At 52.6% G+C, this 25,079-nt stretch carries 26 protein-coding genes and 1 riboswitch; of the genes, 9 read left to right on the top strand and 17 right to left on the bottom strand.

The window, feature by feature from the left end; translation table 11 throughout:
- Positions 1-58 precede the first annotated feature (58 nt).
- Positions 59-910 (top strand): D-amino-acid transaminase, encoded by an 852-nt coding sequence (gene dat / locus NSQ24_RS11365; RefSeq protein ID WP_003387297.1) that lies wholly within the window; start codon positions 59-61, stop codon positions 908-910.
- 78 nt (positions 911-988) lie between these two features.
- Here the strand turns inward: dat and NSQ24_RS11360 are convergent, their stop codons facing one another.
- The 4 genes from NSQ24_RS11360 to gcvT all read right to left on the bottom strand — a co-directional run bounded on the left by NSQ24_RS11360 (position 989) and on the right by gcvT (position 5,886).
- A complete protein-coding gene (locus NSQ24_RS11360; protein WP_003387298.1) occupies positions 989-1,819 on the bottom strand; it encodes a biotin/lipoate A/B protein ligase family protein in 831 nt (276 codons plus the stop codon).
- Positions 1,820-1,931: 112 nt separating this feature from the next.
- A complete protein-coding gene (gcvPB, locus tag NSQ24_RS11355; protein ID WP_031931795.1) occupies positions 1,932-3,398 on the bottom strand; it encodes an aminomethyl-transferring glycine dehydrogenase subunit GcvPB in 1,467 nt (488 codons plus the stop codon).
- Positions 3,391-4,740, bottom strand: a complete 1,350-nt coding sequence (gcvPA, locus tag NSQ24_RS11350; protein WP_003387300.1) for an aminomethyl-transferring glycine dehydrogenase subunit GcvPA — start codon at positions 4,738-4,740, stop codon at positions 3,391-3,393. The genes gcvPB and gcvPA overlap by 8 nt, the downstream gene beginning before the upstream one ends.
- 42 nt (positions 4,741-4,782) lie before the next feature.
- Positions 4,783-5,886: a glycine cleavage system aminomethyltransferase GcvT gene (gene gcvT / locus NSQ24_RS11345; protein WP_039071165.1), complete on the bottom strand. Its 1,104-nt coding sequence runs from the start codon at positions 5,884-5,886 to the stop codon at positions 4,783-4,785.
- A 191-nt stretch (positions 5,887-6,077) separates the two neighbouring features.
- A riboswitch (glycine riboswitch) is annotated at positions 6,078-6,171 on the bottom strand.
- A 222-nt stretch (positions 6,172-6,393) separates the two neighbouring features.
- Here gcvT and NSQ24_RS11340 point away from each other — a divergent pair.
- The 3 genes from NSQ24_RS11340 to NSQ24_RS11330 all read left to right on the top strand — a co-directional run bounded on the left by NSQ24_RS11340 (position 6,394) and on the right by NSQ24_RS11330 (position 10,283).
- On the top strand, positions 6,394-8,097 hold the full coding sequence (locus NSQ24_RS11340; protein ID WP_003387302.1) for an SNF2-related protein: 1,704 nt from the start codon (positions 6,394-6,396) through the stop codon (positions 8,095-8,097).
- Positions 8,098-8,136: 39 nt separating this feature from the next.
- On the top strand, positions 8,137-9,312 hold the full coding sequence (locus NSQ24_RS11335; RefSeq protein ID WP_003387303.1) for a YqhG family protein: 1,176 nt from the start codon (positions 8,137-8,139) through the stop codon (positions 9,310-9,312).
- Between the two features lie 110 nt (positions 9,313-9,422).
- Entirely contained in the window at positions 9,423-10,283 is an 861-nt protein-coding gene (locus tag NSQ24_RS11330) for a hypothetical protein (protein ID WP_003387305.1), read from the top strand.
- A gap of 103 nt (positions 10,284-10,386) precedes the next feature.
- Here the strand turns inward: NSQ24_RS11330 and NSQ24_RS11325 are convergent, their stop codons facing one another.
- From NSQ24_RS11325 to NSQ24_RS11305, 5 genes are all read right to left on the bottom strand, one after another.
- Complete coding sequence (locus NSQ24_RS11325) at positions 10,387-10,641, bottom strand: YkuS family protein (protein WP_003387306.1); 255 nt, start codon at positions 10,639-10,641, stop codon at positions 10,387-10,389.
- Positions 10,642-10,663: 22 nt separating this feature from the next.
- On the bottom strand, positions 10,664-10,825 hold the full coding sequence (locus NSQ24_RS11320) for a YqzE family protein (protein ID WP_003387307.1): 162 nt from the start codon (positions 10,823-10,825) through the stop codon (positions 10,664-10,666).
- A gap of 61 nt (positions 10,826-10,886) precedes the next feature.
- Positions 10,887-11,411 (bottom strand): shikimate kinase, encoded by a 525-nt coding sequence (locus NSQ24_RS11315; protein ID WP_122958429.1) that lies wholly within the window; start codon positions 11,409-11,411, stop codon positions 10,887-10,889.
- 3 nt (positions 11,412-11,414) lie between these two features.
- Complete coding sequence (locus tag NSQ24_RS11310; RefSeq protein WP_003387309.1) at positions 11,415-13,280, bottom strand: stalk domain-containing protein; 1,866 nt, start codon at positions 13,278-13,280, stop codon at positions 11,415-11,417.
- A gap of 135 nt (positions 13,281-13,415) precedes the next feature.
- The gene (locus NSQ24_RS11305) at positions 13,416-14,384 is read right to left on the bottom strand and encodes a helix-turn-helix transcriptional regulator (RefSeq protein WP_172920388.1); all 969 of its coding nucleotides are present in this window, start codon (positions 14,382-14,384) and stop codon (positions 13,416-13,418) included.
- Between the two features lie 170 nt (positions 14,385-14,554).
- Here NSQ24_RS11305 and modA point away from each other — a divergent pair, with 170 nt between their 5' ends.
- From modA to NSQ24_RS11290, 3 genes are read left to right on the top strand one after another with little or no spacing between them, the layout of a single operon-like run.
- Entirely contained in the window at positions 14,555-15,382 is an 828-nt protein-coding gene (modA, locus tag NSQ24_RS11300; RefSeq protein ID WP_003387311.1) for a molybdate ABC transporter substrate-binding protein, read from the top strand.
- 38 nt (positions 15,383-15,420) lie between these two features.
- Positions 15,421-16,104: a molybdate ABC transporter permease subunit gene (modB, locus tag NSQ24_RS11295; RefSeq protein WP_003387312.1), complete on the top strand. Its 684-nt coding sequence runs from the start codon at positions 15,421-15,423 to the stop codon at positions 16,102-16,104.
- A 17-nt stretch (positions 16,105-16,121) separates the two neighbouring features.
- On the top strand, positions 16,122-16,751 hold the full coding sequence (locus tag NSQ24_RS11290; protein ID WP_031931792.1) for an ATP-binding cassette domain-containing protein: 630 nt from the start codon (positions 16,122-16,124) through the stop codon (positions 16,749-16,751).
- Between the two features lie 82 nt (positions 16,752-16,833).
- Here NSQ24_RS11290 and NSQ24_RS11285 read toward each other — a convergent pair whose 3' ends face one another.
- Positions 16,834-17,598, bottom strand: coding sequence for a 5-oxoprolinase subunit PxpA (locus tag NSQ24_RS11285; RefSeq protein WP_024984885.1), 765 nt, complete (start codon positions 17,596-17,598; stop codon positions 16,834-16,836).
- A 142-nt stretch (positions 17,599-17,740) separates the two neighbouring features.
- A complete protein-coding gene (locus tag NSQ24_RS11280) occupies positions 17,741-18,097 on the bottom strand; it encodes a DUF2129 domain-containing protein (protein WP_003387315.1) in 357 nt (118 codons plus the stop codon).
- A 52-nt stretch (positions 18,098-18,149) separates the two neighbouring features.
- Between NSQ24_RS11280 and NSQ24_RS11275 the strand changes: the two genes are divergently transcribed.
- Positions 18,150-18,497, top strand: coding sequence for a hypothetical protein (locus NSQ24_RS11275; protein WP_003387317.1), 348 nt, complete (start codon positions 18,150-18,152; stop codon positions 18,495-18,497).
- Here NSQ24_RS11275 and NSQ24_RS11270 read toward each other — a convergent pair.
- Positions 18,492-18,947 carry a YlbF family regulator gene (locus NSQ24_RS11270; RefSeq protein ID WP_003387318.1) on the bottom strand — a complete coding sequence of 152 codons (456 nt, stop codon included), beginning with the start codon at positions 18,945-18,947 and terminating at the stop codon, positions 18,492-18,494. The two genes, NSQ24_RS11275 and NSQ24_RS11270, sit on opposite strands and share 6 nt — an antisense overlap.
- A gap of 177 nt (positions 18,948-19,124) precedes the next feature.
- Entirely contained in the window at positions 19,125-20,903 is a 1,779-nt protein-coding gene (locus NSQ24_RS11265) for a hypothetical protein (protein WP_339167811.1), read from the bottom strand.
- Between the two features lie 52 nt (positions 20,904-20,955).
- Here NSQ24_RS11265 and NSQ24_RS11260 point away from each other — a divergent pair, with 52 nt between their 5' ends.
- Positions 20,956-21,381: a protease complex subunit PrcB family protein gene (locus NSQ24_RS11260; RefSeq protein ID WP_003387320.1), complete on the top strand. Its 426-nt coding sequence runs from the start codon at positions 20,956-20,958 to the stop codon at positions 21,379-21,381.
- Between the two features lie 94 nt (positions 21,382-21,475).
- On the opposite strand, the gene NSQ24_RS11255 is transcribed toward NSQ24_RS11260, so the two are convergent.
- The 4 genes from NSQ24_RS11255 to NSQ24_RS11240 all read right to left on the bottom strand — a co-directional run bounded on the left by NSQ24_RS11255 (position 21,476) and on the right by NSQ24_RS11240 (position 24,841).
- Positions 21,476-21,904: a hypothetical protein gene (locus tag NSQ24_RS11255; RefSeq protein ID WP_003387321.1), complete on the bottom strand. Its 429-nt coding sequence runs from the start codon at positions 21,902-21,904 to the stop codon at positions 21,476-21,478.
- A gap of 67 nt (positions 21,905-21,971) precedes the next feature.
- Positions 21,972-22,784 carry a thermonuclease family protein gene (locus tag NSQ24_RS11250; protein ID WP_122958433.1) on the bottom strand — a complete coding sequence of 271 codons (813 nt, stop codon included), beginning with the start codon at positions 22,782-22,784 and terminating at the stop codon, positions 21,972-21,974.
- 415 nt (positions 22,785-23,199) lie between these two features.
- Positions 23,200-24,249 (bottom strand): MerR family transcriptional regulator, encoded by a 1,050-nt coding sequence (locus tag NSQ24_RS11245; protein ID WP_031931789.1) that lies wholly within the window; start codon positions 24,247-24,249, stop codon positions 23,200-23,202.
- A gap of 148 nt (positions 24,250-24,397) precedes the next feature.
- Entirely contained in the window at positions 24,398-24,841 is a 444-nt protein-coding gene (locus NSQ24_RS11240; protein ID WP_003387324.1) for a CBS domain-containing protein, read from the bottom strand.
- Between the last annotated feature and the right edge of the window lie 238 nt (positions 24,842-25,079).

Below are 25,079 nucleotides of genomic sequence, written 5' to 3'. Positions count from 1 at the left end.
GGCAGGTTCAAACGAAAAAAGACATAATATTTGCGTAACTGAAGAAGGAGGATTCACCATGCTTTACGTGGATGGCAAATGGGTCGGCACAGACGAGCTGACTGTTCACCCGGAAGACCGCGGCTACAATTTTGGTGACGGTGTTTACGAAGTGGTTCGCATTTACAAAGGGAACATGTATCAATGGGAAGGTCATTTGACCAGGCTGTTCCGCAGCGCTCGCGAGATCATGCTCGACCTGCCGTGGACGGCAGAAGAACTGTCGGCGATTGCGCATGAGCTGCTTGCGAAAAACAACATTACATCCGCAGACGATGCCACCCTGTACCTGCAGGTGACCCGCGGTGTGTCTCCACGTGTACACGATATACCAAAAGGCATTCGCCCTGTGATCATGGGCTTTGTCCGCCGCAAGGAACGCCCGCTGGCCGATATGAAAAAGGGACTGAGCGCTCAGCTGGTCGAGGATATTCGCTGGCTCCGCTGCGACATCAAAACGTTGAACCTGCTTGGCGCTGTCATGGTCAAGCAGTACGCCAAAGACGCCGGCGCCCAGGAGTCGATCCTGCACCGCAGCGGCATCGTCACTGAGTGCAGCGCAGCCAACGTGTTTGTCGTAAAAGACAACGAGCTGTACACGCATCCCGCCAACCACCTGATTCTGAACGGCATTACCCGGCTGGACGTCATCGCCCTCGCGAAAGCAAACGGCATTATCGTTCATGAGGAGCCGTTTACTGTCGACTTCCTGAAGCAGGCGGATGAAGTCTTTGCGACAGGGACAACTGTCGAGGTTATGCCCATTATCTCTGTCGACGGCCAGGCTGTAGGCGGCGGAAAGATCGGACCCGTCGTGGAAAAGCTGCAACAGCTGTTTGAAGAACATATTTACGCAAACGCATTGGTCTAATCCGAAAAAATGGCTCTCACAGGAGTTTCGCTCCTAGAGAGCCTTCTTTGTTTATCCACTTACCTTTCGCATATTGAACTATCGGCGGAGGTTCCATTCGTCGGTCGAGTAGCGCGAAGCGGCCAGCTCTTCGGCGAGCGCCCTCTCCTCTGGAGTCAATTCGCCTTTTACGAGCTCTACCTTCAAGCCTGTGGCAAAGCCGTCGCGAAATGCCTCCATCGCTTCCTGAAGCGATACCGGTCTATTGCTCACCTCGTTGATCGTCACCGCTTTTTTCCGGAAGCTCTCCATCATGCGTTCCTTTAGCCTGTCTGAGGAGAAGTGAAGCAAGGAGAACAGCAGCTCGACATCCATATCCAGCAAAATGGAGCCGTGCTGAAGGATGACGCCCTTTTGCCTGGTCTGCGCACTGCCTGCCACCTTTTTCCCTTCCACCACCAATTCGTACCAGGAGGGGGAATCAAAGCAGGCGGACGATCCCGGCGAGCTGTACTTTTCTTTTTCTTCTTCGCTTGCCAGTGAAACCATTTCCGCATCCAGGCCGAGGTTTTGAAAACCGTGTAGCAGTCCCAGACTGATCACCTTGTACGCCTCGGTGACACTGGAAGGCATCTCGGGGTGGCTTTCCGACACGACAACACTGTAAGTCAGCTCCTGGTCGTGCAGGACAGCCCTTCCTCCCGTAGCACGCCTCACAAAACCGATGCCCTTTTCTTGAACAAGCTCCAAATTGATTTCCTTTGCCGCTTTTTGAAAATACCCAATCGACAAGGTTGCCGGGTTCCATGTGTAAAACCGGACGGTTGGAGGAACCTTGCCCTCGCTGTGAAGCTGCAGGATTGCTTCATCTACTGCCATATTCATTGCCGGGGACATCCCCTCGGTCACGATAAATCGCCATTTTTCCATGCTGCGCATGTCCTCCTCTCACCCTCTCCATTGTACTTCTCCCGATGATGAAACGGCAACAATGCGGCATGCAAAAAGGCCGCCGAAACATTCGGCAGCCTCGTCTGCGTTCTTATTCCGGCTGGTAGCGGAGTACCGGCTTGCGTGCAGCAGTGGCTTCATCCAGACGCTTCACGATTGTCGTATGAGGAGCCTCCTGCACGAGTTCCGGTGTTTCTTCGCACTCGCGAGCGATCTGCAGCATTACGTCAATAAACTCATCGAGTGTTTCTTTGGATTCAGTCTCTGTCGGTTCGATCATCAGGCACTCGTCTACGATCAGCGGGAAGTAGACAGTCGGCGGATGGAACCCGAAATCAAGCAAGCGTTTTGCAATATCCAGCGTCCGCACGCCCAGCTTCTTCTGGCGAACGCCGGACAGGACAAACTCATGCTTGCAAACACGGTCATAGGGAAGCTCGTAGGCTTCTGCAAGCTTGCGCATCATGTAGTTTGCGTTCAGCACCGCATTTTGCGAAACCTGCAACAGACCTTCTGGTCCCATGGAGCGAATATAGGCATACGCGCGAACGAGAATGCCGAAGTTGCCATGGTACCCTTTTACGCGGCCGATCGATTGCGGACGGTCGTTGTCCCAGAAGAAAGTGCCATCTGCCTTTTTGCCTACGATTGGAGCTGGCATGAACGGTTCCAGAATCTTTTTCACACCGACAGGGCCGGCACCGGGACCGCCGCCGCCATGAGGGCCGGTAAAGGTCTTGTGCAAATTGAGGTGAACGACGTCAAAGCCCATGTCGCCGGGACGAGCGATGCCCAGGATGGCGTTGGCGTTGGCGCCGTCGTAGTAGAGAAGGCCGCCAGCTTCGTGTACAATCTTTGCCATCTCGACGATGTCCTCTTCAAACAATCCAAGCGTGTTCGGATTGGTCAGCATCAATGCCGCCGTGTCCGGTCCTACTGCCTGGCGCAAAGCTTCGATGTCTACCAGCCCGCGGTCGTCGGACGGAATCGTAACTGTCTCCAAGCCCGCTACAGCAGCGGAAGCCGGATTCGTTCCGTGTGCGGAGTTCGGTACGATTACCTTGGTCCGCCCTTTTTCGCCGCGGCTTTCATGGTAAGCGCGGATCATCAATAGTCCCGTCCATTCGCCTGCTGCCCCTGCTGCCGGCTGCAAAGTGACGGCATCCATGCCCGTGATCTCCGCCAGTTCGTTTTGCAGGTTATACATCAGTTCCAGCGCGCCTTGCACAGATTCTTCCGGCTGGTACGGATGGGTTTGGGCAAAGCCCGCGTAACGGGCAACGTCTTCATTGATTTTCGGATTGTATTTCATGGTGCAGGAGCCGAGCGGATAAAAGCCGTTGTCAATCCCGTGATTTCTGCGGGACAGCTCCGTGTAGTGACGAACCAGCTGCAGTTCGGACACTTCCGGCAGTTCTGCAGGGGTTTCGCGAATCAAGTGCTTCGGCAGCAAATCGGTTACCTCTACCTCTGGCACATCAAGCGCCGGGAGATTGTACCCTACGCGACCAGGCTTGCTCAATTCAAAGATCAACGCTTTTTCTTTGTCGTTATGCACGGGTGATCGCCTCCAATTCCTGCGCGAGATCGTCGATTTCTGCTTTTGTTCGGAGTTCCGTTACGGCAAGCAGCATATGGCCGGAAAGCTCGGGATAATCGATTCCAAGGTCGTAGCCGCCGATAATCCCTTTTTTCAGCAGCTTCTTGTTTACTTCCGCTACCGGTTTATTCAATTTCACTACAAATTCATTGAAGGTAGGTGCGCTGCCTACGATCTCAAGTCCTTTTGCTGCCAATGCTTGCTTGGCGTAATGAGCTTTCTGCAGGTTGAGCATGGCGATTTCCTGTACGCCCTGCTTTCCGTACGCGCTCATCGCGATAGAGGCCGCGAGAGCCAGGAGAGCCTGGTTGGAACAGATGTTGGATGTCGCTTTTTCGCGGCGAATGTGCTGCTCGCGCGCTTGCAGGGTCAAAACGAATCCGCGCTTGCCGTTTTCGTCTTTCGTCTGTCCGACGATCCGGCCGGGCATTTTGCGCATCAGCTTGGAGGTGGTGGCCAAATACCCACAGTGCGGTCCACCGAATGAAGCGAAAATTCCGAATGGCTGCATATCGCCAACAACGATGTCTGCGCCCAAACGTCCCGGCGCTTCCAGCACGCCGAGCGAGAGCGGATTGGAGGAAACGATCAGAAGCGCTCCTTTTCCATGTGCAATCGGCTCAATGGAGGACAGGTCTTCTACTTGACCGAAAAAGTTCGGGTATTGAACGATGACAGCTGCCGTCTGGTCGTCAACAAGCGCGTCCAGTGCTGCCGTGTCGGTTCCATTGTCCTTCAGGTCTGCTTCCACGACCTCTACGCCTTGGCCGTACGCGTATGTTTTCAGCACGCTCCGCGCTTCCGGATGGACGGAACGGGAAACCACGACCTTGCTCTTGTTCGTGTGGCCTGCCGCCATCATTGCTGCCTCTGCCAAAGAAGTAGCGCCGTCGTACATCGAGGAGTTGGCCACTTCCATGCCCGTCATTTCACATACCATCGTCTGAAACTCAAAAATAGCCTGCAGCTCCCCTTGGCTGATTTCCGGCTGATACGGGGTGTATGCGGTAAAAAATTCGCCCCGCAGCAGCATGTGGTTGACGACACTCGGGATATGATGCTGGTACACACCCGCTCCCAGGAAGTTTGCATGCGTACTGAAGTTGGCGTTTTTATTAGCAAGACCGGAAAAATATTTGACCAGCTCCGGTTCGGACAGAGCCTCGGGAATTTGCAGGGAACCTTTGAAACGAACTTCTTCCGGAATATCCGCGAACAGCTCTTCCACCCGGGAAATGCCCAGGGTGTCCAACATCTCGCGTTTATCCTGATCGGTTTGAGGCAGGTAACGGTATTTCACGAACGTTGTCCTCCTTGTTTATCGGATCTTGGATTGGTTGGTTTACTTTTTGGGACGTTTGTAGAACGGTGTGGCTGCCACGACAGCCTTCAGCCGCTTGCCGCGAATTTCTACTTCCAGTTCGGTGCCTACAGCTGCATACTCGGATTTGATCAGCGCGAGTCCCACATTCTTTTTCAACGTCGGAGACTGAGTGCCCGTCGTAACCTCGCCGATCTGCTCTTCCCCGACAAAAACAGGGTAATGCGTACGCGGGATGCCGCGGTCGATCATTTCAATCCCAACGAGCTTGCGGGGAGCGCCGTTTTCCTTTTGCGCCTTGAGGGCTTCCTGTCCGATGAACGGCACTTCTTTGTCTACCTTTACTGCAAAGCCGATACCCGCTTCGATCGGCGAGATGTCTTTGCCGAGCTCTTGACCGTAGAGCGGCAGCTTCGCTTCAAAACGAAGCGTGTCCCTGGCGCCGAGGCCGCATGGTACCAGCCCTTCCGGCTTGCCGACCTCGAGGAGGCGGTCCCATAGCTGAATCGCTTTGTCGCTGTCCAGGTAGATCTCAAATCCGTCTTCTCCGGTATAGCCGGTGCGCGAAACGAGAGTCGCAATGCCGTCGATCACGACATTCCGCTTGAAACGGAAAACACCGATTTCCGTCAGGTTCGTGTCGGTCAGCTTTTGCAGGATCGATTCGGCAAGCGGCCCCTGGATCGCCAGCTGTGCTGTTTGCGGTGAGATATTCTCGATCTGTACACCCTCGCTCAGATGCTGCTGCATCCATGCGTAGTCCTTGTCGATATTTCCCGCGTTAATCACCAAGAGGTAGTGATCGTCGGCGTATTTGTAGACAAGAAGGTCGTCCACCGTGCCCCCGTCCGGATAGCAGAACACGCTGTATTGCGCTTGCCCTGCTTCCAGCTTGGAAAGATCGTTGGTTGTAAGGCGTTGCAGGTAGAGATAGGCTCCCTCCCCTTTTACCTCAACCTCTCCCATATGAGAGACGTCAAACAAGCCTGCTTTCGTCCGCACTGCTTCATGCTCCTGCGTGATACTGGAAAATTGCACGGGCAAATCCCATCCGCCGAAATCAATCGTTTTGGCCCCGTATTTTTCATAGACAGGGAACAGCGGCGTGCGTTTCAGTGTCGTCATTTCGGGCACCTCCTGTTTTTTTCATGCAAAAAAGGACAGAACAAGAGAAATGAATACGCCAAATAAGGCGCCCATTTCTCCTCCTCTGTCCTTGGTACCTGAGAGTTGCCTCGCTTGATGCGAGCCGTTCCTTTGGCATCGCTTGCAAGTTTCCCCTTTGGTGGCTCCCGAAGAAGCTCTCTCCAGAGATGCGTCCAGTAGAGGTACTTTTGCCTGAGAGATTCACCATACCCGGCTTGCTCCTTCGGCGCTGCCTTACAAGCAGTCTCTCCCTGCTACTTTCATTCGCGGTGGATACTGGGTGATACATAAATGTTCCAAATACATTCCATACTAGTTGAATGAACTCCTTCTTTATCCTACCACGTGAGCGCATTCTTGAAAATATGCAAATTGCGAATTAACTTGGAAAATCACTAACAAATTTTTTGATCAAAAAGAATAACGTTCACCTTTGATTTACGATATAGCATTTTCATGACAAAACCCCAAAGCGGAGGTAGTCATATGCCGAACGTTCCCGTTTCCTTCGATACCGATTGGATGGATTTGCTAAATGAACGAATGAAGCAGGACGGCCCCTGGGACAAATGGGAGCTGTTCCAGCTTACTTTGGAAGCCGAAGAGGCGATGGCTATCCGCGAGTTTGACCAGCTTCAGTGCTTGCAATACCTGCCTACGCTCCAACCGTTTCCCCATCAGCTGCAGACGGCGGAGCGCGTTTTGAACGAAATGCGCGGCAGGGCCATTCTCGCTGACGAGGTGGGCCTGGGCAAAACAATCGAAGCCGGGCTGATCATGAAAGAGTACATGATCCGCGGGCTGGCGAAAAAAATACTTATCCTCGTGCCGGCATCGCTCGTAATCCAGTGGACGAAAGAATTGAATCAAAAATTCGGCATACCCGCTGTCGCCCAAAAGAAGGAGTATATGTGGCGGCAATACGACGTCGTGGTTGCCTCGATCGATACAGCCAAACGCGATCCCCACCGCCGTCACGTCCTGGACATCGATTACGACATGCTGATCATTGACGAAGCCCATAAGCTGAAAAACAAAAAAACGCGCAACTACCAGTTCGTCAAGGAGATTCGCAAAAAATACTGCCTGCTGCTGACCGCTACTCCGATCCAGAACGAGATGGATGAGCTCTACAATCTGATCAACCTCTTAAAGCCCGGCCATCTCGGACACACGTCCAGCTTCTCCACAACCTATGTGGAAGGCAAGCGGCAGGCAAAAAACAATGAGCAGCTCAAGACCGAACTGGACAAAGTGATGATCCGGAACAGACGCAGCGACGGAGGCGTGCATTTCACCAGCAGACGCGTCCAGTCCATTCCGATCGAGCTTTCCCCCGAGGAAGCCGCGTTGTATCAGGGCGTAACGCGCTTCGTCAAAGAACAGTATCACACCGGATCGGGCGGCTATAACTCGCTTGCGTTGATCACGCTGCAGCGCGAGGTTTGCTCCAGCCGGGAAGCCGCCTTTCTCACGCTCTACAACATGCATCAACGGGCAGCAGAAGACTCCCCTGTCCGCGCGGAAATCATGGAGCTCGTCGAGATGATCAAGAAAATCGAGTCACATTCCAAAGCTGCCAAGGCAGTCGAGCTCATTCAGCAAATCAACGACAAGGTCATCATCTTTACCGAGTACCGGGCCACGCAAAACTACTTGCAAAAATACTTGCACGATCACGGCATCACCTCTGTTCCGTTTCGCGGAGGATTCAAACGGAGCAAAAAGGACTGGATGACCGAGCTGTTTCAAAATCGCGCACAGGTATTGATCGCCACGGAAGCCGGCGGCGAGGGGATCAACCTGCAGTTCTGCAATCAGGTCATCAATTATGACATGCCCTGGAATCCGATGCGGGTCGAGCAGCGGATCGGCCGGGTCCATCGCTTGGGCCAGCAGCGGGACGTACACATCTACAATTTGTCTACAGTAGGCACCATCGAAGAGCATATCCTCCAGCTCCTCTATGAAAAAATCGACCTGTTTGAAATGGTGATCGGCGAGCTCGATGACATCGTCGAACGGCTGAACCTCAAGCAATCCCTGGAGGAAAATCTGATCAGCATCATCATGGACTCTTCGTCGGAGAAAGAGATGGCTCTCAAGCTGGACAACATGGGCCAAGCCATCCGTGCCATGCGGTTGGCCAGGAAAACCAAGGAGCCGCTGCCGGAAACAGCCGAACAGTAAGCTCATCTTGCAACCTGCAGTCTCGGGAGGGATAGAACGATGAACCAGCAGCGAGTCCGCAAGTATGTGGAGCAGTACTTGTCCGCCTTTTCTTCACACATCATGGAGACACATCCAGATTTTCTGACTGTCAAACTGCCGGTCGAGGTAGACAAGGATATCGGAAACCGCCCTTTCTACTGGAGCTGGGTCGAAAAGATGAACCTGCCCTACCAGCCGCTGGTGCTGACTTTTTGCTTCGATCCAGACCGCATGCCGGACGACAGGCGGGCGGAGCATTTGCATTTGGGCGCAGCTCGTCTGCAGCAGATTTTTCAGTCGACGCGCAAACACGGCAGCTTTGTCTGCATGTACGAAACGCTGCCGCAAACCCGCGCTCAAGCCTCTTCCCGCCAATCGGTGCCGCTGGTCCCCTGGCTTGGGGTGAATTGGAAGGTCTCATTTATTTGCGACAAAAAGCGTGATCTCATCCTGCATTTCGGGGTGAATTTACACCAGCCGCACATCGTACGGGACTTTTATCCGTTCCTGCTGCAGCGTCAACTTGCCCCCTCCATCCCGGATTATCACTATACGCTTGACCGCCGCATTACGATCAGCCAGGCGTTTGCGATGATGGAAGCAGAGATCCGCCGCATTCTGGCTCAGGAAGACCAGACATGGGCGGCAGCAGCGAAACAGCGACTGGAAGAAGAGCTGCAAATCCTGGAGGCGTATTACCGGGAGCTGGAGGAGAGGCAACGCCGAACGGCTGATGATGGGAATGAGGCTGCCAACGAAGCTGATAAGGGCGGGGACGAGCTGCAAGACGGGCACTCCGGGAAATCAACAGGTTCAGCAAGCAGCGCAGCAGACAATGTTGAGAGTGCTGCAGCCGAGCCAAATGGCTCCCTGAACCTTCTCCTGGAACAGGAAACCGAACGCCAAACGACTGCGATTCAAGCGGTCAGCCCGTCATTGGAGGAGCATCGCTCGGCAGGCGGAAGAATTCTCGACTTTTTGCGGGCCAACAGCTTTCAAGAGACGCCCCGCGAGAAGATCGACCAGACCGAATGGGTGGCCAGTACACCCGAGGAGGAAAAGCGGCGTCGCATGGAAGAGATGCGCTGGCAATACGAGCCGAGAATATCGGTTCAGTTCATCAATGGCGGCCTTTTTTATCTGCAATCCGCTCCGCCCTCAGCCCCTCCGCACGGCAACGGGCGAAAAATGTAAAAGGACAGCGAGAAAATACGAACGGCAAGAGACAATAACCAACAAATCTTTTCGCCCATTCTGGTTACAATAGGTACCATAGAAAGCCTTTCCAAAGGTGGTGCTTGACTGTGACTGGAAAAACCTCCGTTTCCCGCTCTCTGTGCGCATTGCTTGTCGCACTGGCCCTTTGCTTGCCCGGACAGACAACCGTCTTGGCGGAAGAAGGGCAATGGGATCAACGTTTTCAAACACAAATCGGAGAATGGAAAAATAGCATAGTCGGACAAGATCCCCAGTTTGCCGACTGGAGGAATGCCCGCATCGACGTCCAAACGCTCGGTGCCAATCAACATCAGTGGCTGGTCAGCTTGACGCAAGGCAGCAAGCAGGTGGGGTACATGGTCGTGGGAGAAGTTCCTTCGACGGAAGGCAATCCAACGTTCGTCCTGCTCGAGTACGGGCTAGGCGAGTACATTTTATTCGACGATACATTTGCCCCGCGTGAAGTTGCCGCCGAGCCGGTGTACGACGGCTTTGCCTCGCACTGGCTGGTCTCGCTGCCAAAAGAAAAGCAAGTTGTCGATGCCAAGACGGGTGAGCGGTATCTAAGCACGACTCGTACTGAGGAATCCGTCATTCAAAGCTTGCAGGAGCAGGATTTGGCTGCTCCTGGACAGAAACTCGTGGCTACCCGTGTCATTCACGCTGAAGCAGTGAATCCGTTTGACAATATCAGCTGGTTTACTCCCCTTGTCTATGCTCCCACTCCCGGCAAGACCGTAACATGGGAAGATTTGTGGCAAAAGAACGCGAAGGACATTACGTTGGCAGTCAGCTTGTACCACTCCGAGGTGCTCTCCCCTTTCTCTGTCGGGTCTTTGCATGTGTGGAATGGGCAAAAACCGTACATCGGCGTCTGGGACGAGGGATTGCGTTTTCTCCCATACGCCTATGCGAGCAAGGTGGGAAAATTTCATATTCAAAAGTAAATGTCTGCAAACGAAAAAGCTCTCTGTCGAATCATTCGCAGAGAGCTTTCAACATTTTTCCCGAGGAGGCCTGTTTGGAAAAATCGCAGACCCGCCCCGATCATCAGTGATGTTCGGTAGGAGACAATCTGACGTGTACCGCATGAAATACTTCCTGCGGGGTCATGCCCGACGCATTGATCACAGGGGCGCCAGTAATCGTCTTGCTCTGGTCATTCAGCACATTGACATCCTGACCTGTAATGACGACGGCATCCACTGTATTTTGCCAGTTACCCAGTTCGACGACCTGATACCCATTGTCACGAAGCATCTTGGAAATTTGGGTAAGGGAACCTTCCACAGCAACTCTCGCCATTTTGCTACCTCCGTTTGGATGGTTACTTGCGCCACAGAAGCTTGATGGACATCGGAATCGCCCCAAACCAGCGGGCAGACCAAGACTCGCGCGGAGCCTTTTTCATCTTCCGCTCCGTTTTCGGCGTTTCCACGTACTGGACAAACAGGCGGGTCAAAAATTTCAGGTATTCTTGAAACGACATCGCACGTGCCTCCTTCGTACGCGCGGATCGCCCCGTACTAACAGAAGAGCGCTTCCTTTCCCTAGTCTTTCCCGATGAGACCCTTTTCAACCATCGCCAGGCGGATTTCAGCTACAATCTCAGCTACCTCTTTTCCAGTCGTATCGATCTGAACCGGTGCGAATGTGTATGAGTCCTTGCGCTGCTCAAGCAATGCTTTTACCCGCTGTGCTACTCCCCCGGCCAAAAGCGGTCGGTTTTGATCCCGCTCCAGTCTCCGCACCAGCTCTTCTTCTGTCGCGGACAGGGCGACGACCAGCCCTCCCTCGAGCATTCGCTGCACATTTTCCGCCCGCAGAACGGCCCCTCCTCCGGTCGTCAGCACCAAACCATGCTGCTTCAGGAGATCGGCGAGCACAGCCGCCTCCATGTCGCGAAAAAATGCCTCTCCCTTTTGTTCAAAGAGCTGCGGAATCGTACAACCCGCGCGCTCTACAATCGCCTCGTCCAGATCCCGATGAATCATGCCCAGCTCCTCCGACAGAGCGGCTCCTACAGTCGTCTTGCCCGTCCCCATAAAACCGACAAGAATCAGATTGTTTCGCATGGCCTACCTCCCTCCACCTGTTTTTCCGGATGGAAACCGCAATTTTACCGTCCTGGACTTTTCGTCCAATTCGGCTTCGCTGCCCAGTACCTGATCAAAAAAGGCAAGCGGCGCCAATGTTCGTCCTTCGATTTCGATCATCCGTTTCCCGAACTCCACTTTTCTTCCGTCCAGCTCGGCGTATGTACTTTTTTCCTTGATCCAGATGGTTCGTCCGTACCCCTTTACTTCAATCGCTGCCTTTTCCTCCGACCAGTTGACTTTGTAACCGAGCTCTTCGGCAACATCGCGGAGCGGCAAGTACGCAGTTTGGTCCGTTATGCGCGAGGGGACCTGCGGGTAGAAGCTCACGCCATTTACGACCGTGGTCACATAAGGAACCAAGGTTACGGGCGCAAACGGCTCGTTGTTGTGCTTTTCAATATTGGGAACGAAATAGCGGGCTTCCCCTTGCAGAACCTGTCCCAAAGCCTGATCCAGATGCTCAGGACCGATCACGCTGCCGTGATAGGAGCGCTGTACCCGCTGCAAGAAGCGTTTGTACGCGTCATCCCCCACTTGCTGACGAAGGTTTTCATACAGGAGCGCTCCTCTGGAATACCAGGTCCAATGAAATTCGTCCTGAGTCGTAAATTGATGAAGCTCTTTCCCCAGCTTGCCGTATGGAAAGCGCTGCGAGAGCCTCTCGACGTCTTTTCTGTAATCAGCAAGCAAGGATTCCGCTTGCGAATCGCCGTACCGCGCCTGCTGATAGTGGACAACACTGCGTTCGACGAGTCCTTCGTCAAGCCAGCCGTAGCGGGCCTCCAATGTTGCTACACTGTTGTACCACCAGAGATGGGCAATCTCATGGGGCAGCCAGTGCTCGATCAAGCTGTTTCTTTGCAGGTCCCTTTTAAAGATTGCCATGTTGGCGTATTCCATGGCGTAGGTCGTTCCCGTACTCGTCTCGGCGATCGAGACGCGCTGGTACGGCAGCGGACCGTACCATTCCGTATAGGTCGGAATGACCGTTTCCGCGATATTCTTGATCCGAGCGATGTTGCGTTTGTCGATCGAGGCAATATCGACGGTGAGATTCGGCGCAAACGTGACTGTCTCGATCTGGTACAGCGGGCTGCCTACCAAGGCAAAGTTAAGCAGCTTTTTCCCGTTGTAATGCACTTCCTGCCTGTTTCCTTCCAGCGGCTTGGATTCGCCGATCCCGACCGTGCTTACCCACTTGTAGCCTTGCGGAGATATGAATGAAATGTCGTAATCGCCGTAATGATAGACAAACGGATCTCCGAAGTCGATACGCTGCGGAGGCTCGTACCACTGCCCGCTTTGATTCTGAGCACCCAGCATCGGATACCAGGTGGTCAGCGTCCAAATGTCGTCCTTTACCCCAAATCTTGTACCGCGGCGCGGAACAGAGTTTTCAAACTGGATGGTGAGCGTGCCTCTCTTCTCCTGCCCCAGCGGATTTGCGAATTGGACAACCGCCTGGCGCCTGTTAAATGGCAAGGACTTGTCCTTGTATCGAATCGAGGTTATCGACATCGGGCTCCACTTATAATCGTAGATGAATAATCGGAGATCCTTCGTTCCCGGGTTGTCAAAATCAAGAGTAACGGTCCCCTTGATTTTCGCTTCCGATGTATGAAGCTCGGCTCGTATCCGGTAATGAGGCTTCAAATCCTTCACGAGTGACGGAATCGGAGGATCATAGGAAAACGGGTCTACACCGGTCTCCGGCCTTACCTCCGGTTTTTCCAGAGCGGAGATCCAGGTGGCAATCGTCTGCCAATTGAGAACCACTGCTGCCGAGGCAAACGGGATCAATATGGCTAAACAAATCAACAAGCTTGTTTTATGCAAAGGTTTCATGCCAGCCCCCAACTTTTGAGCGACAAGCGTCTATTTTTATCCTGCTATTGTATCAAATAACAATTCAACTGAGTAGAAATTTGCAGAACTGTGCAGAAATCGTAGACAATCGATTCCAGCTAGCGCGCCCGCTTCTCACCAAGTCTCGTACATAATCTTTCCGGTGGAAGCCAGATCATAGCCTCCAATCGCAGCCAATTCATTTTGAAATTCTTCGGAGAGCAGGGTTTCACGCACCTGTCGAATCAGCGCTTTGTTTTCATCTGTCTTTAGCATGACCAGATCATATCGTTCCTGAATGACAGGCAAAAAATCGACCCCGACGAGCTGCCCGGCTTTTTCAATGCCAACGCCAATGTCCGCTTCTCCCCTTGCGACAGCCCCGGCAACAGCAAGATGATTCCCTTCCTCCCGTTCATACCCTGCTGCCTCATGACCGGCGATGCCGTGGAGACGGAATTGTTCTTCGATCAAGGTCCGAATCCCCGAGCCCTTCTCCCGATTGACCATGCGAACCCCGGCTCGGCGGAAATCCTCCCAGACAGACAGCTTTTTCGGGTTGCCTGGCTGGACGTAAAAACCGGCCCAGCGCGAAAGCAAATTGATAACGAGGTACCTGTGACCGATCAGCATTCTCCGTACATACGGGATGTTGTATTCTCCCGTGTCTCCATCGAACAGGTGGGTGCTGACGATGTCCGCCTCTCCTCTGTACATGGCCCACAAGCTGTTGATGCTTCCCACGTAGGAGCGGAGCGGCCTAATGCTGTCTCCATTCCTTTCCAAATGATTGGCCAGCATGTCCAGACTGACGTCCTGCCCGCTGATAATGACAGAACGTGTCGCCTGCCCGTGCTGAGTCGGAACGTGGGAGGTCGTGCCTGCCGGAGTGCTTGCCGACTGGTGCGGGTATGGATGTACACTCCGGTATTCCCCTTTGGCCCGTTGCTTGTAGGCTTCCAGATCAGACGCGTCCACGCGCATTTGTCTGCCTACCCGGTAGGCCGGAAGCTCTCCTTTTTTGATCAAATCATAGACGGTCAATTTGGATATCCGCAGCAGCTTGGCTATTTCTTCTGTCGTATATGAATTATCGTGAGTCATGCTTGCCTCCCGTATTTCATCGCTCGAACTCCCTCTTATTCCTATCGTCGTTCTTTCTATTTTCCTTTAACTTTTTGAAATTCGCAATTGATTATCCAGTTCAATTCCATATAATCTAGTTATAACTAGTTATATTTAATTATAACCAAATATGAATTGGAGGTTCTTTTATGTACCCGCAATTTAGGAAATATCTCTCGACTCTGCTATTTGCTATTCTCTTGCTTATGGCGGCCGGCTGTTCGACACAGACCGCTCAGCCGCAAAGTCAACAGCCGGATACCGCTTCCCAGTCGGCAGAAAAACCGCTCCAAATCGAGTTGATGGTCTCTGCAGCCGCTAGCTTGACGGACGCCTTAAACGAGATCAAGCCGCTGTTTGAGCAGGAGCATCCCGGTGTAACCCTTACATACGTGCTGGGCAGCTCTGGCAAGCTGGCTACCCAGATCGAACAAGGAGCCCCGACCGATGTCTTTCTTTCCGCCAGCAAGAAGGACATGGACAAGCTGGAAGAGAAACAATTGATACAGAAAGACAGCCGCACCGATTTCGCCAAAAATGCGTTGGTTCTCGTGGTTGGAAAAGAAAGTACGCTTTCTGTGGGCTCCTTCGAGGACCTGACCAAGGACGAGATCAAACATCTGGCAGTCGGACAGCCGGATAGCGTACCAGCCGGACGCTATGCAAAGGAAGCGCTGGAGCATCTGAAGCTCTGGGAGCCTCTTGCAGACCGGCTCGTATTCGGAAGCGACGTCCGCCAGGTGCTGACCTTCGTCGAGTCGGGGAACGCCGAAGCCGGTATCGTGTATGCCAGCGACGCCGCCATCTCGGAAAAAGTCAAGGTTGCGGCCAAAGCAAATGAGGAATGGCACAAGCCGATTGTCTACCCGGGTGCAATCACTTCCTCTACGGAGCATGCTGATCTTGCCAAAGCATTCATCGCTTACCTGAGCAGTGAAAAAGGAAAAGAGATTTTGCAGAAATACGGGTTTCAATAATAGATCATGCGGATTCAGCTAAAGGAGATGGACGGTACGTGGATTCCAATCTGACACCCTTGCTTCTCTCCCTAAAAGTGGCCGCCATCTCCACTTCTGTTGTGTTTGTTGTTGGTTTGTTGATGGCACGGCTTCTGACGCAAAAGGAGTTCTGGGGAAAACATTTTCTGGAATCGCTCATTTTGCTGCCGATCGTCCTCCCGCCGACCGTTGTCGGTTTTGGACTCTTGCTCGCTTTTGGAAAAAACGGCTTTCTCGGCCAGCTGCTCTACGACATGTTCGGGATACAGATTGTGTTTACCCTCACCGGAGCTGTGATCGCATCTATTGTCGTTTCGTTTCCGTTGATGTATCAGAGTGCCCAGGCTGCCTTTACAGGAATTGATCGCCGGTTTGAGGATGCAGCACGGACGATGGGCTCCTCGGAATGGCGCGTCTTTTGGACCATCTCCTTCCCCCTCGCCTGGCCCGGTCTGCTGGCGGGGCTTGTCCTTTCTTTTGCCAGAGGCTTGGGTGAATTCGGAGCGACGCTGATGCTGGCCGGCTACATCCCGGGAAAAACAGACACGATCCCGGTAGCGATTTACTTTGCGGTTGAAGCCGGACAGATGGACAAGGCCATGTTCTGGGTGATCGTCATCGTCGCGCTTGGTATGGGGACAACCGTCTGGCTGAATTGGTGGAGCCGCCGAAGCATGCGCCGTTTTGCCAACACGAAGTGAGGAGAGAGGGATGGAACATGCTGCAAGTCGACTTTCAAAAAAGTCTGCCGGAATTTCAGTTGTCCGCCCGGTTTGCGGTAAAGGATGAGATTCTCGTCTTGTTCGGACCGTCGGGCTCGGGAAAAACAACGATATTGAATTGCATAGCCGGGCTTGCTCACCCCGAGTATGGAACGATCCGGCTGGCTGACCGTCTTTTTTTCGATCACAAAGACAGCATCAAGCTGCCTGTACAGAAGCGGAATGTCGGCTACCTGTTTCAGGATTACGCCCTCTTTCCGCATATGACGGTGGAAAAAAATATCCGCTACGGCATGCAGCGGGATGCTCAGGGGCAAGTAGAGGAGCTGCTGCAGTCGGTAGGGATTGACCATCTCCTGCAAAAATATCCCCATCAATTGTCGGGCGGACAGAAGCAAAGAGTGGCCTTGGTCAGAGCGCTCGCGACCAAGCCCGATATTTTGTTGTTGGATGAGCCGCTATCAGCCCTGGACGCGGATACGAGACGCCAGTGTCAGGCTGAATTGCTGCGCATTCACGAGAAGTGGCGCATCCCCTTTCTTTTGGTGACCCACGACCGGGACGAAGCGGAACGGCTGGGTGATCTCATCCTGACCAATAGAGACGGCCACTGGAGCCTCGATTAAAAAAGCCATGCCAGCCCCAGCCGTCCTAAGACGGCACAGAGCAGGCATGGCTTTGCTTTTTCCAATTCTGAGCTTCTTTATGTTAGCGTGGGGTGATCGCTTCCAGCTTCACATCGTTTTGTTTAGCCCAACGATGCAGTTCGATCAAAAATTGGAGCACGTCCGGACTCTCGCAGTGCACACACAGCGTATCCGCGGCCAATGCGATGCTCGTTCCATCGACCGTCTGCACCTTTTGATTCAGAACCAGTTGCCTGGTCTGCTCCATCTGCTCTTCTTTGCTGATCAGCACACTGCCTTCCAATTCACGCGGCGCCAGTCGTCCATTTGGCAAATACGCTCGATCAGCAAATACTTCTTCTGCCACCTGGAGGCCGTATTCCAGACCAGCTTCGACCAGAGCACTTCCCGACAAGGCGTACAAAATCAGTTCTTCATTAATATCAGAAACAGCACGAGCCACCGCCTCGGCCAGCTCCGGGCTTTCCGCCGCTTCGTTGTAGAGCGCCCCGTGAAGTTTTACGTGGTGAAGCTCCCCGCCAAGCGCGCGGCTGACTCCGTCGAGAGCAGACACTTGATACAGAACCAGCTCGTATACTTCTCGTACAGACAGATTCATCGAACGGCGGCCAAAGCCCTGAACATCCGGATAGCCTGGATGGGCACCGATCTTGACTCCGTTCCGAATCGCCGCCTCTACGGTCCTGGCAATAATATGAGGATCTCCGGCATGAAGTCCGCATGCAATGTTCACGGACGTTATCCACTTCATGATCCCCAAATCTTCAGCTTGGCGTCCCCGACCGTATCCTTCTGCCAGGTCGCAGTTAATATCCAAACGTATCATCACGCACCCGCCCTTCCCTTTTCTCTCTATTTGATGCCAATGAAAGCGCAAACATTCGCATCATTACAGGGTTGTATCTATTGTTTAGCATATCACGTACGGGGGTCCAGCAAAAGCAAAAAAGCTGCCGAAATGTGGCAGCTTAGTGCACTGATTCTGTCGAGGCTCCTGCCGGCTGCAAACTGTCTTCCCCCAGAAGGGTATCGGCCAGGGCCATCAACTGATGCTTCTCTTGCTTATAATCGTATTCCTTCGCCTTGTCTGGCTTGGCATTGTTGTATTCAATCGGAATCTCGTGACGATGGGAACGCTCGATCTTCGTCACAAAATGAAGCCGTTCCATCGTGCGGATGATGTCGTCGATTTGGTCGGCATCCACATACATCGAGACGTAATTTAACCGCTTGGAGATGTAATGAATGGTTCCAAATTTGCGTAAATTCTTGGCAGCACGCGGGTTTTTTACCCATACCGCAACTCCCAGACGTCTTTCTCTCATAACGGTCGTCGTGCTCCTTTCCTTGCAAGGTAGAATAGGATGTATCGGCTCCATGAAAACGGAGGTAGATCATCACATGCTTATCGATCAGCTTTATGCTCAACTTGTTTGCTTGCTTCGAGATGAGGGTGTCGTCCTTCATGCCTACTTTCGCGAATACGCCGGCAACCGCTTTTTGTATGTAACCAGTCCGCTCCCTCCTCCGCAGCTTGGCGATTATTTGACGGAGGCGGGGGAGCGAATTGCATCCGGGACAATCATACACCCAGAATGTACGTATGTCCGGACGGCGGGTATGGAGCGGGTCTTCCGATTTCGTTTTCTCATTCCCGAGGACAAGAAATTTTGCTGCGGAAATTTGTGTGACGATTGCTACCTCTTGCGCTCTAAATGGTCATGAATGTTTCTTGATGCTGCAGCCGCAGCTTCCGCCGCCGCCGCAACCGCTGCTCTTCGCTTCCAGAAACGGATTATTGCTGGGCACTTTAATCGAGCTCGACACGGAATCCGCGATGGTTCGGCTGACCTCGTACAAAAGCTGGTCAAGGCTGTCCTCTGCTCGTTTGAATGCCTGGACAGAATCCAGCATTTCGATCGAACGCTTCAACTGCCGGATTTCTTTCGATATTTGATCGTAATCGGGATGATATTTCCCGAACCGCTGCACATCCTCGTACTGGTCTTTTTTCCGCTCAAACAGGGCGAGCAGCCTTTGCGCTTCCTCGTCTGCCTCCATGGCCTGTTTGGCAAGGATATATTCTGAGACCTCGCGGGACTGGTTGATCATCGTCGACAGCTCATGCGAATGGATAATGAGCTCAGTCATATCCACTGTTTTCAACGCTTCCATCATCGAGACCTCCTTTGTTTATACGTAAGTCGCCTCTTATTGTACCACGAAGCAAGCGGGCTAGTACAGATATTCGGGCAGTACAATGCGCACCCGATGAATGTCGTCCAGACGGCATCTTTGTTTTTTGTTTCCCACTTCCAGAAAAACATACCAATAACCCATTTCAATCGATACTTAGCGCGGAATTCCCGCCCTTACCTTTTTGTCCTGCATCTCCGCTTCGATCTCCAATCCCAGCTCGGATGCCCGCTGCAGCAGCGTGCGCATCGTCTGCGGGTGGTATGATTGAAAATGCTGGGTCCACATCTTCGGCAACGAAGAAAGCTGATGCATGCCCTCCAGGCTATCCGGGAAGGTATTTTCAACAGCAAACCCATCCCAAGGGCGGGGGATCGTGAATAGCCCGTCAGGCCCCCCTTCCGCGGCATGACTGCGAGCAGCCTGATCTTCTGTAGATTTTTTGGGCATATACGGAGTGTATCCGTATTTTCGCAACAGCGCGGTTACTTCCTTTTCCTGCTCCGGTGCGATCAGAAAATCGGTCGAGGAAATTGGGAATCCGAGGAAAGGACGAAACTGTTCAAGGGTCTTCAGCTCCTCCAAAATCCCGGGATGTGCAGTACGGACCCTGACCATCGGTTCGAACTGAATCTGACGGGCCTCCCTTCCCCACTGCCGGATCATCTGCCCGATCGATTCAGGCAGTGGATGAGCGCAATACTGCTGCAGGATGTCCATGGCATCTTCTTCTTTTCCCCCAGCCGCCAGATAGGACTGCAGCGGCTTTGCCTGCAGCTCGCCTTGAATCAAATCCCCGGTGAAGACCAGCGGGCAAAACCTGCTGACCTCCCACACAGCTTTCAGCGGAACGAGCGGCGGTATCGTCAAGACTCCTGCAGGATCGATAAACCAGCGCTCCTCAATCGCCAGGCGAGGCAGGCTGTTCCAACGCCAGTACACCTCTCCCTCGGCTGTCGTTCCCATATGCAGCCAACCGAAACCGAGCAGCAGGTGGAGCCATCTGGTTACTGCCAAACTGGCAGCATCATCCGGAACGCGGAAGCCTGTGTCAGCCAATGTCTTGATCTGATCATTTATACTATGCCATTCGTCGGATTTACTCTCCATCATCAGTACAAGCAGTCCATCCCACCAGCTGTCATGCGGCAAATACTCCTCCGCAATCAGTTGAAAAAGCTCGTTCCACCTTGCCTCCTGGCCTTTTTCCAGCCACTTGGCAACGCTTTGCTTCTCCAGGACAAGCTGACCTCCCCGGGCGCGAATCAATCCAAGCCGGATCGCCAAGTCGATCACGACCGCAAGCGCCATTTCACCTTCCTTTGATTCGGGGATCGAATAGCTTGCCCATCCCTCGACATGTTCATCGGAAAGTGTAAGCAGCGGCGTCATTTTCTGGAGAATTCGCCGGTGAATACTGCCCTTCACGGTCAGAGGAACATCCGTTTCCCGTAAAAAGGAGAGGACGCCAAAAAGATCCAGATGTATCCCCCTGCCTGCCGTTATATAATAAGGGAGCGTCTTTGCAGGAGCAGGCGTACAATGACGTTCGGTGATGAGACAAAGGGTAAGCCTTTCTCTCACTTCCTTCGGCATCATGTAGCCGATCTCACCCCACATTTTTCGGACGGTGAGAATGAATCCGAGTCGGCGAAGCTTATTTAACCCGACCGACAGTATTCGCCCCTGGTGCAAAACGATCTTTTCCCAGTCTTTTTTACGCAAAAATCCTCTTGCCGCAGTAGTGACAAAAAGACGGATTACCTTTTTTTCGCTATCGTCGGCTTGTTTCCAGTATGTATCGATAAAGAGCGGATCGGTCAACAGGTCAGTCAATGTCCGACCGTCCTTGATGCCGAAACGTTTGGCATGCTCTTCTAGCATATGCTCTTGGGTTGTTTGTGAAAGAAACTCGACACCCTGCAGGATGCGCACGCCGTTCACCTCGTTTGCTCAATTGATAAAACTACATCTAGGAGGGATGCCTGTGTTACACGCATGGTACAGTTTACTTTTGGCTGCATCTTTGTCATTGACAGGCCAACCGTTCCATATAGATCATCCTACCCCAACACAAGCTGCTGTGGTAGGCGCAGATGAATTGCAAAGCGTATCGGCCCCGTATCCGCCAGCGGTACAGGATGCGCTTCGTTCGGTTCGGAAAAACGGCGGTCACTCTGTCGTCCGCGCCGATCAAAAAACGTATGTCGTCATCGGTGCCGGAAAACGTCCTACAGGCGGGTACCGATTGGTTGCTGACAAGGTGGAACGCAAAGGGACACACGGGTATGTCATCCATGTCCGCGAGCAAAAGCCTGCTGCCGGTTCCATGGCGACGCAGGTCATCAGCTATCCGACCTTGGTCGTTTCTGTCCCAGACAAGCAAGCACAAGTAACCGTATTGTTCCGCTAGTTTTTAGGAATAACGAGAATAGAAAAGCCGACGATCCAGCGCCAGTGCCGGATGTCGGCTTTCTGCTTTTGTGCCCGATTATTTGCGCCTTCCTCTAGGGCTTTACCTCAACCCGGAACTCTTGCTTGATGCCGTATGACTCGTGATTGTTATGCGCCAGCTCTACGACGACGTCATGCGAGCCGCTGGGAATATTTTTTACGATATAATTGTCTTCAAACGCTTTGGCGACTTTTTTCCCATCCAGATAGATGTGAATATGGCCCTCGCCAGGCCGGTTTTCCTTGCCCATATTCTCGATTGAATACGTGAAGCCTGTCACCTTCATCTTCAGGTGGAGGTCGTTTTTCTGCAGACTGTGCGTCACCTCTAGCGTAGGGGCCTTCTCGGGCTGTTCCGCCGCTTGTTTGACTCCTCCCGTCTCCGCATCTCGCGTGCCGTAGAGGGCAAACTCGATCACGGCGACGACACCAATCAGGAGCAGCAGGCGATAAACCAGACGCATGGATTTTTCTTTTTTCATGGGGACACTCCTTTCAGAGACAATCATCCCCATTTTTCCCTAACCTGCGTTGCCGTATTCCTGATGGTCAGCGCTTTGGCGCACGATAGCCCGCTGCTTGCGCTTCCTCTTCTGTTGCAAACCAGACTTCCGCCTTGGTCTGGTCGTAATTTCGCGACCCAGGCACATGATAGATTTTATCCCCTTTGGAATTGATGTTTCCTTTAATCAGCTTTCCTGCAGGGGGTGTTTCCGCTTGTTCGGTATTCTGGTTGTTCGTTTCGCCGGCACTGTTTTTGGGTTGTCCAGTCTTTTCATTGGAATCGGAAGCCTTATCTTTCGATTCAGAAGCCTTGTCCTTGGAGGAATTGGCACCGTTTTTCGATGTTGCATTTCCGTTTTTGGATTCCGCTTTTCCGTTTGACAGTTCCAATCCCCAAAGCCCTCGATTGTGTTCCCGCGCTTCCCGCTCTGCTTCGAGAAACACGTCCGCTTTGGCTACATTCGGGGGGATCGTCATAATTCTGGCATAGCCTTCTTTTACCAATTTTTCATTGACGAACGTGCCATCCATTAAATAGACATAGGCGAGCAACCGTTTGTATCGGTCATGCGGCTCCACGTCAAAAACAAGGCGCACCTCTTGGCCTGTAAGCAGTTCTTTCGTAAAGTTGCTTGCTTCTTTTCCATAAGGCTCTACGGGATGGTTGGGCTTTACCGTTTCGGGTGTATCCACCCCGATCAGGCGCACCTTTTCCCCGGTTGCGATTTCGAAAGTATCGCCGTCCACTACCCGTTTTACGGTAGTTGTCATTTCGCCGTTCGGCTTTGGCCCTTCTGGCGCTGCACATGCGTACAAAAGGCACGCCATGATAACGAGCCAGGCGCTCAGACGTTTCATGATCTTGCCATCTCCTTTTCTCTGATGCTGCTTACCAGCGTACCGGAAGCCCGAAGAGTGGTCAATCATAGATTGCGAACATATGTGCATATGTCAAAAAATCTTCAAACAAAAAACGACCTGTCTCCAAGGTCGTTTTGTTCTTCTCGTCAAACTGCAACGAGACCTATTCTTTTTTGTCAGTCGCGTTCGCTGTTAAACAAGAAAAGCAGTACCACTACAACGATGATGATCCACAGAAGCTCATCATTATCCCGGTCAAAAAAATTATCGAACAACCCCATAGCAGAGGTCCCCCTTTCCTTCTCGTTACAGCCTATGCAGCAGAAAGGGCGGATGTCAGCGGGGATGAGCCCAAAAGTTGCAGAGGATGGCCTGCAATTGCGAAGCTTGGCATGGCGTCGCGAAGGCCGACTCACATCAGCTTTGCTTCGATTAAATGGACATAGGTGGTCAATTGCCGGGCCTGGACCCTAAAACCAAGCTCTTGCAAATTTTGCACCAGCTTGCTGCGATCCGCGTAGTATTCATCCTCGATCTCTGCTACGGCCTCCTTTCGTCCGGCCTGAAGAAGCGCCCGAATGTGCAAAGCTCTATGCTCCTCGTCGGCAAACATCGAGTCGGCTATCACCAGGCGCCCCCCTGGCTTCAATACCCGCTTGCATTCAGCCAGAGCAAGCGTCTTCTGATCATCAGTCAAATGATGGAGTGCAAAGCTGGTGACGACGAAGTCAAACATGCCGCCAAAATAGGGAAAGGCAAAAAAAGTGCCCAGCTTTGTTTCCATGCCCGGGTTTTTCTTTTGGCACTGCTTGAGCATCTGGGGAGCTTGATCAAACGCGCTCATTTGTACTCCTTTTTCCCGAAACAGCTTTGCCAGGTTGCCCGTCCCTGTTCCTGCGTCCAAACCAACCTCATCCGGGCAGGGAGCAGTTGCATGGACGACTTCCTGCAGTACAAGCTCATAGTCTTCATAAGGGTAAAAGCCCTGTTTATTCTCGTTTACCGATATATCGTAATAATCCGCAATCTGGTTGAAATTCCACCGATCCACCCAGTTGTTTCTCATCTGGCGCAGCCGTTTGTTCCCCTCAGCCAATTCGAACAAGGCTGCCGGATCGATTCCTTTTTGTTGCTTGATACGGCCAATCATCTGCTCGGTCGTTTGAATGACTCTGCTAAGCTCGATCCACTGGTCATACATGCAGGAACGTTGGATCTCCAAGTAATGAAGCAAGCTCTCTTTTTCTTTGTCAATCCGATTCAGCAGTTCCCGAATGTCTTCGATCGGCATGCCCACTTCTCTCAAGGTGATAATCGTCTGAAGCCTCCATACATCCTCTTCGGAAAATAAGCGGTAGCCCGAATGCTCTGCCTTTTTTGGCGAAATCAGCCCTTTTTCCTCATAGAAACGGATTGCCCGGGCTGTGATTTGCAAGCGTTCAGCCATTTCCTTGATCTGCACGTTCTTCTTCCTCTCATGCTTTCTCCTCTCATTGTAAACCTTTCCGCAACGGAAGAGTAAAGGGTTCTTATCTGAACAAAAAAAGAGGCTGCCGCCAGTGACAGCCTCTTTCTTTTCCCTTTATTTCCGTCAGTGTATCTGTTGGGAATCACACATTGCCGAGCGGTTCGGAGATTTGGGAGAGGGCTTCGGACGCTTCGTCATGATGCACTTGGCGGACAGCCATATCTCCGAGCGCGACGATGCCGACCAGCTTTCCGTTCTCTACGACAGGCAGACGGCGGATTTGGTGCTTGGCCATAATTTTGGCTGCCTCGTCGACAGTCATTCCTGGTTGACCCATAATAATATCGCGGGTCATTACGTTTTCAACGGCAGCGGAGCCCTCGCGTTTTTCCGCCAAGCCGCGAATTACGATGTCACGGTCTGTAATCACGCCGATCACGTCATCTTTCTCATCGACAACGGGGATGACGCCGACATTCCAGTCACGCATCTTGCAAGCCACTTCATAGACATTATCTTTAAGGGTCACTGTTGCCACATCTTTTGTCATAATTTCACGCAGCGTCCGATTTTCCACTTTTGCCATCTTTCTCTCCTCCTTTTTGCTGATAACAATTGTAGTTTGTCCGGGCAAAAAAGGTTTCATGCGTGTTGGACGAGCCGCCCCGAATTCCGACTAGGAAAGTCTCCAAGCGGTGTGGTAAGATGGTAGGGTGGTGTCTGCGAAGGCATCGCACACCGAGAGCTTTTCAAAAAAAGACCGCAGGGTGGACCAGCACCCATACGGTCGATGGATACAATAGTTGTTCCCCATTTGGGGGGCG

It is taken from the genome of Brevibacillus sp. FSL L8-0520 (genome assembly GCF_037963895.1).
Lineage (GTDB): Bacteria > Bacillota > Bacilli > Brevibacillales > Brevibacillaceae > Brevibacillus > Brevibacillus borstelensis.
The sequence above is the reverse complement of the archived record's forward strand: the minus strand, read 5'-3'. Positions and strand labels throughout refer to the sequence as shown.